Consider the following 5,802-nt stretch of genomic DNA (forward strand, 5'->3'; position numbering starts at 1 on the left):
GGCGTATCGACCCCGCCGACGAACTCGGCGAAACCCCCGACCGCCCCATCCCGTACTGGGGCTGGGGAAACCTCCCGGACCAGTACGCGCGGCGCTGGGACGGCGACGACGGCGAGTCGCCCATGCCGAAACGACCGGCCCGCGGAGTCAGTGACCTGCCGCCGATCCTGCCGTGGTGGGGCGAACATCACCAAGGATGAGGGGACAGCGAGGTCGTCGTGGATCAAGGAGAGGAAGAGGCTTCAGGGCCGCCACCGATCTTCGCCGTGCTCCCGGACGGCCAGGAAGTCCGGGCACGGCTCCACGCCCGGCGGCAAGAGAAGGACGGCTGGCGGTACCAGATCGGGATCCAACTGTGGCAGGACACTGCCAACGGCGATGCGCGGGCTGCAGAACACCGGGCCTGGGTAAGCCCTGCACAGGCCCGCCCCATATCCGGCGTGTCCTACCGAGATGTCCCCACGTACCGCCCGTTCCCGGCAGACGGCCTGTCACCAAGAAGCCGGCCGGCATGGACGCTCCAGTACCTGCCCCACCGCCCCGGGCACCCAGGCGCCACCCTCCTCCACGTCATCGGCTGCACACCCAGCGATCAGACCCTTAACCAGGAACAGGCACTTGCCGCGCTAAGCCAGCCCCGCGCGGCAGCCTGCACAGAATGCGACGCCGCTCGATCACTCGCTCCGGAACCGCCACCCGCCTCCTGACGGTGTCGGGCCTCGCGCTGTTTGCTCAGAACAGTGCCAGGCCCTCACTGCTGGTGTCCGCGATGACCGGCCGGGACCGGGTGGGGAGGCCGTCCAGGCGGTCGGGTCCGGCTTCGGCGGCCACAGCGGGGGCGGTCTTGGCCAGCCATATACGGAACCGCTCGGCGGCTTCGCGGTAGGGGAGGCGCGCCAGGAGGCGGTGCTCGCCGGAGGGGCAGAAGTCGACGGCGACGGTGAGCAGGCAGGAACGGGGCGCGTTGTGGCTGCCGGTCCAGGACACGCGCAGCACGCCGCAGGGTTTACGGCCGCGGGAGCTGCGGGGGTCGCGGTGGGTCGGACGCAGTGATCGGCAGGCTATGTAGGCGGTCCAGGCTGCGAGGTGCGGTAGTGGCAGGGTGGTGCGGGCGCGGCAGCCGGGGCAGCGGTGCCAGTGACAGAGCCAGTCGCCGATGTGGGTGTCAAAGAGGCGTGTGTAGTGGTCGGCCACGCGGATGTCGTTGCTGTACAGGTGGTCGGGTCGTTCCTGCGTGTTGCAGGAGTGACAGACGGGGGCGCGGACGTAGCCGTGTTCGTGGCAGTGGTCGAGCACGGTTGCGGGCGCGGTGCGGCAGACGGCACATGTCCACCCGGCCACCTTGCGGGAAATACCCGGTTTCCGGCTGAGTGCCGAGTACAGGTGGCCTTTCAGTTCCCCGTTGTAGGGCCGCAGTGGCACGGTCGGGCAGTGAGGGTCCGCCGTCCGCCGACCGTCGGCGGCTCGGGCCTGCCCGTGGCGGGAGGGCGGCTCAGTGACGGCTGCGCTTTCCTCGCGGGTCCGCCCGGCTTGCAGCCACTGCGTTTCGGCGTGCTGGGCCGTGTCCAGCAGCCTGACCACGGCGCGCGGCAGCCACCATGTCCGCACCGTCCGGTCGTGGGTTTGCTCCACGAGTATCCGCCGCCAGTCGATCCCCGCCAGATGGTACGGCCGACCGCCTTCACCTCGTGCTGGCCGCCCGGCGTAGCCCGACTCCAGCAGCTCCCGGGAGATCCACTGACGCCACCGCAGCGGCGTGTTCCCGCTGCGCACCAGCTGCGGCGCGCCGTGGAACGGACCGATGCGAACCAGATCCTGATCATCCATCGCAACCGCGTTGAGTTCCGCCGCCGCCCGGCGCACCTCAATCTCCGAAACACCACAAGGGCCGCCGTTTGCCTGCAGGGTCGCCACCACACGGCCGCCGAGCAGGATGTACCCCGCCCGGGCATCGGCAGGAGAGCCGGTCAACGCCGCAGAAGCCGTCGGCACAGCGCCGCCGGCTGTCAAGCTGGCCCACAGAGCATCAGCGGCGCCCAGCGGGATCAGGCCGCCCCTGCGCCCCGGGATGACATGCTCTGACATACCACCAGGCTAACGGCCCGGCCGAATACAGCAGTTCCTGGTCGAACCAGAGTCTCGGAGTAGAGCTGCTATGAGGCCGATCCGGCGGCTTGCGACGCACCGCACGAGCGCTGGGCCGGAAGTGGGGTGCGCCGCTGAGGAGGTTTCCCAGCCGTGCAGGCGTGCTCATCAGTGGACTGCTTGATACGAAGAATTGAGGCGGGGCCCTGACCGTGACGAGGGTCAGGGCCCCGGCGTGCGTCTGGCCGGGCAGGCGGATTTGTGCACGCGTCGGCCGGCTCAACGCGTCGCACGACGATTGGTCACGCGGCGGTCAGGGGGCTGGTGGCCGGGTTGTCGACGTTCAAGTTTTTCCCCAGGTTGGGCGGTTTGAGCGTCATGTAATTCCCCATACCGAATTCTCCTAATTGGCCATGGGTAGCGCGGAGGTCGGGATCGAGGGACCTGGCCGTCGCGGAGCTGCTCATGTTCCTCGTCCCATGGTTCGGATGGCCGATGGGCAGCCCGGATGGCGAGGAGAACGTTCGTCGTGGTCGACATCACCGAGATCTACCTCCACTGGTACGCAGGCCGCTCGAAGAGCGAGCTGGCCGCGTCGCTGGGAGTGGACCGCAAGACGGTCAGGAAGTACCTGGTCGAAGCTGATCAAGGAGTGGTTCCCCGGGCTCGGCTCCCAGTCGTACGTGGACGTTGTGCGGGCCCGCGCCTCGACCATCACGGCCGGCGGACGAGGCGCCGACGCGATGCGGGAGCCGAGGAGGGACGAGAGGAGGGACGACAGAGCGAGCAGGCCGCGCCGGGCCGTCCATGGTGCCGGACGAGTTGTGGAAGCTGTTCCAGCGGGTTGTGCCACCTGCTCCATCACGGCCGCAGGGCGGTGGTCGGCGCCGGTATGGAGATCGCGAGGTGCTGGCCGTGATCATCTTCGTTGCTACAACGGGCTGTACGTGGCGGCAGTTGCCGCTGGTCTTCGGCCCGTCGGGGTCGACCGCGCACCGGCGCTTCACCGAGTGGACCACCGCCCGGGTCTGGGCCAAGCTCCACCGCGTCGTCCTTGACGAACTTGGATCGCGGGGAGAACTGGACTGGTCGCGGTGCGCGATCCACTCGGTGAACATGTGGGCCTTGAAAGGGAGGACCCGACAGGTCCGAATCCTAATGGGCCGGGGCAAGAAGGGCTCGAAGACATCTCATGTCGCTGAAGGTCAACTGCAGCGTTCACGCGGCGAGTGCAAGTGATGTTGCGAAGGCTTGGCCGGCGTCGTATTTCGTGCGGTTTTGGAGGCAGTTGTAGAGACAGCCGAGGAGCTTGTTGAACCAATGCCACGAAGTTAACGCCTTGGCCGCCGAGTCAAGGGCGTCGGCTGTCGGTGGGCGGAGGCTGAGCTGGCAGGCAATCGGGTGCGAGCCGGTAGGTCGCGTTTGCGGTCTTTGCGAGGAGACCTTCCCGTGTCCAGCGGCTCAGCTGGACGCAGAAGCTGTCGTAGTGGGTGAAGCCCAGCGCCGTGGCCAGATCGCGCGCATGCCAGGGACGATGAGGTGCGGCACGCATGTGCTGGAGGACTTGGTTGCGCTGACCACCGCGACCGTTTACTGCGGATGATGGGGGCTCGGTGTGGATCTCGACGGTGAGGCTAGTGACGTTCTGGCTGGTCAGGGGGTGTTCGCTGGTCGGGTTCGCCGGATAACGCGAGGTCGGGCACTTCACCTTGCGGGCGCTGATGCGTGAGCGCCGGGGCGGTAGCAGAGCGGTCAGGACCGCGGTGGAGATGCCGCTGGCGGTGCGATCCGGGGCGGTCGGCACGACGGTTCTCCCGGAAGATCGTCAGCTGACGACGTCGCGCCTCGCCAACGACCAGGTCGTCAAGGAGGCGGTCCAGGGCAGCGAGCGAGGGGAATTCCGGCACGCGCCCGATTGTGGCGTACGTACCGCCATCCGCGCCCGGCCGCGTTCAGCCGACCACCGAACGGGCAACACCGCGGCCATGGTGAAGGCAGCCCCGGCGGCTTTGGCGGCGAGCGTTCATAGGTTCCTGCGTTGACCGTCAGCACGACAGTTGCGCCAACCGAACAGCGCCCCCACGGTGACACCGATGCTGGCGGGGAGGCTAGGCCGTCCGCTCGCGAGCCTGGTCTGTCTCATCCCCGACGGAACGACAGGCTGTATTACTGGGGGCCATTCAGGGGCGTCGCGCTTACACAAACCCATCCGGAAAGACACTCCCAGCCGGGCTCACGCTCAGGCCCCGTACCCGTGCCAGCCGCTCAGAAAAGTGACAAAGTCCACCAACCTGCTGGTCATCGGTCTGTCCGCAAGCCTGGCCTGTCCCCTGTAGCGAGGGACATGATGTCCAGGACCTGCTGTTCCGGATGAAAGGCCTCACGCCGACATGGCATTTCCCTCACTCACCGAAGAACAGCGCTCCCAGGCACTGGCGAAGGCGCTTGAGAACCGCAAGGAGCGCGCTGCGCTGCTCGCCCAGCTGAAGAGCGGCTCGCTCTCCCTGGAGAAGGTATTGAACCGAGAGGACCAGGTCGTGACCAGAATCCCCGTGCGCCGCGTGCTGGAGTCCCTGCCCGGTATCGGCCGCGTCCGTGCCGGACACCTTCTGCATGACCTCGGCATCTCGCCTCGCCGTCGTGTCCAGGGACTCGGATCACGGCAGAAGGAAGCCCTCCTCCAGCACTTCCCCTCCCACGCCGGATAGCCCGGCGTCAAAGACTGGGATACTTCGCCGCGCTTCGTCAGAGACCGATCTCCCACGGGAACGGGGTGAGCTCGGCCGCACGGCAGTAGATGTCGAGCGCCCAGGGCATCAGAGCCGCCATCGGATGCAGCCGGGAGCCCTTGAGGCTGGCGAGCTGACGAGCGCTATGCCGCACGCACCCCGTCATCTCCTGCCCGTCGAAGGTGATGATGGTCGCCGCCGTCAACGACCCCTCGCACACGGTGGGATCCTTCTCATGTGCCGCTGAGCACCGTCGGCCGATGCCCGCGTCTCGGTCGCTCATCGTTGCTACCCCCTACCGCGGACGGTCTCCCCGCTTCCCGGCTGTTCCCCGAACGACCCCTATTACAAGCGCGTTGACGATTACCGGACGTGTTCTTTGCCTACGATTGCCTGCGCGCGCCCCACGAACGCCCCGCGCAGAAGGGGGCTGCTGGAGGGGCAGCCTGACCGTGGCTTCCCGGGAGCCCCGCGCGAATGCGCTCGTGCTCCCCTCACGCCACAACCCCGAGTGGCAGATGTTGAGTGGCGCGGCTCGGGGGATGCGGGGAGGCTGGGGCCGGCGGGGCTACTGGTACCCATGGCGCGAGTGCCGGCCGCTGAGCGGGCAGCAGCCTGGGCACAGGCGGGCTGTTGCCCGCGACTCTCTTCGCCTGGTGCGGGCGGGGCAGACAGCCCGTCACCCCGCCCGCACATCCCCGGGCAGGGATCGGCGCAAGGGCCCGGGGACACCCCGAAGCCGGAACCACACCGGGGCAGGCCACCGCACGCATTCCCCATCAGGGGGCGGCGTGCAGCAGCACCCTCACCAACGCAGCCGCCGCGGCAGACGTCACGCCGCCGAACGAGCGAACCACCGCCCATTGGCCATCCTCGCCCTCCGCGCTCCACCCCACTACTGAGGTTGTAAGCGTGGTGTCGTCAGTGTGAGGCCGGTCGCGGTGAGGCATCCGTCGACGATCTGACTGCAGTGCTGGATCTGGCGCAG

5 protein-coding genes and 2 pseudogenes are annotated in these 5,802 nt (G+C 68.0%); 5 read left to right on the plus strand and 2 right to left on the minus strand.

The features are described from left to right. Together ABZ070_RS34845 and ABZ070_RS34850 are read left to right on the plus strand one after the other, a co-directional pair. Positions 1–200, plus strand: a pseudogene (locus ABZ070_RS34845) (hypothetical protein); the annotation flags it as partial. A 240-nt stretch (positions 201–440) separates the two neighbouring features. Next, the gene (locus ABZ070_RS34850; protein ID WP_356639912.1) at positions 441–707 is read left to right on the plus strand and encodes a DUF6233 domain-containing protein; all 267 of its coding nucleotides are present in this window, start codon (positions 441–443) and stop codon (positions 705–707) included. 25 nt (positions 708–732) lie between these two features. Here the strand turns inward: ABZ070_RS34850 and ABZ070_RS34855 are convergent, their stop codons facing one another. Next, positions 733–2,085, minus strand: a complete 1,353-nt coding sequence (locus ABZ070_RS34855; RefSeq protein WP_356639914.1) for an endonuclease domain-containing protein — start codon at positions 2,083–2,085, stop codon at positions 733–735. A gap of 807 nt (positions 2,086–2,892) precedes the next feature. On the opposite strand from ABZ070_RS34855, the pseudogene ABZ070_RS34860 reads away from it, so the two are divergent. The 3 genes and pseudogenes from ABZ070_RS34860 to mihF all read left to right on the plus strand — a co-directional run. Continuing rightward, a pseudogene (locus ABZ070_RS34860) lies at positions 2,893–3,263 on the plus strand (transposase); the annotation flags it as partial. 585 nt (positions 3,264–3,848) lie between these two features. Beyond that, positions 3,849–4,127, plus strand: a complete 279-nt coding sequence (locus tag ABZ070_RS34865; RefSeq protein ID WP_356639916.1) for a hypothetical protein — start codon at positions 3,849–3,851, stop codon at positions 4,125–4,127. 348 nt (positions 4,128–4,475) lie between these two features. Next, positions 4,476–4,793: an integration host factor, actinobacterial type gene (gene mihF, locus ABZ070_RS34870; RefSeq protein ID WP_356639918.1), complete on the plus strand. Its 318-nt coding sequence runs from the start codon at positions 4,476–4,478 to the stop codon at positions 4,791–4,793. A gap of 37 nt (positions 4,794–4,830) precedes the next feature. Here the strand turns inward: mihF and ABZ070_RS34875 are convergent, their stop codons facing one another. Next, positions 4,831–5,097, minus strand: coding sequence for a hypothetical protein (locus ABZ070_RS34875; protein ID WP_356639920.1), 267 nt, complete (start codon positions 5,095–5,097; stop codon positions 4,831–4,833). Positions 5,098–5,802 lie beyond the last annotated feature (705 nt).

It is taken from the genome of Streptomyces sp. NPDC006283 (assembly GCF_040613325.1).
In the GTDB taxonomy this organism is placed as follows: Bacteria; Actinomycetota; Actinomycetes; order Streptomycetales; family Streptomycetaceae; genus Streptomyces.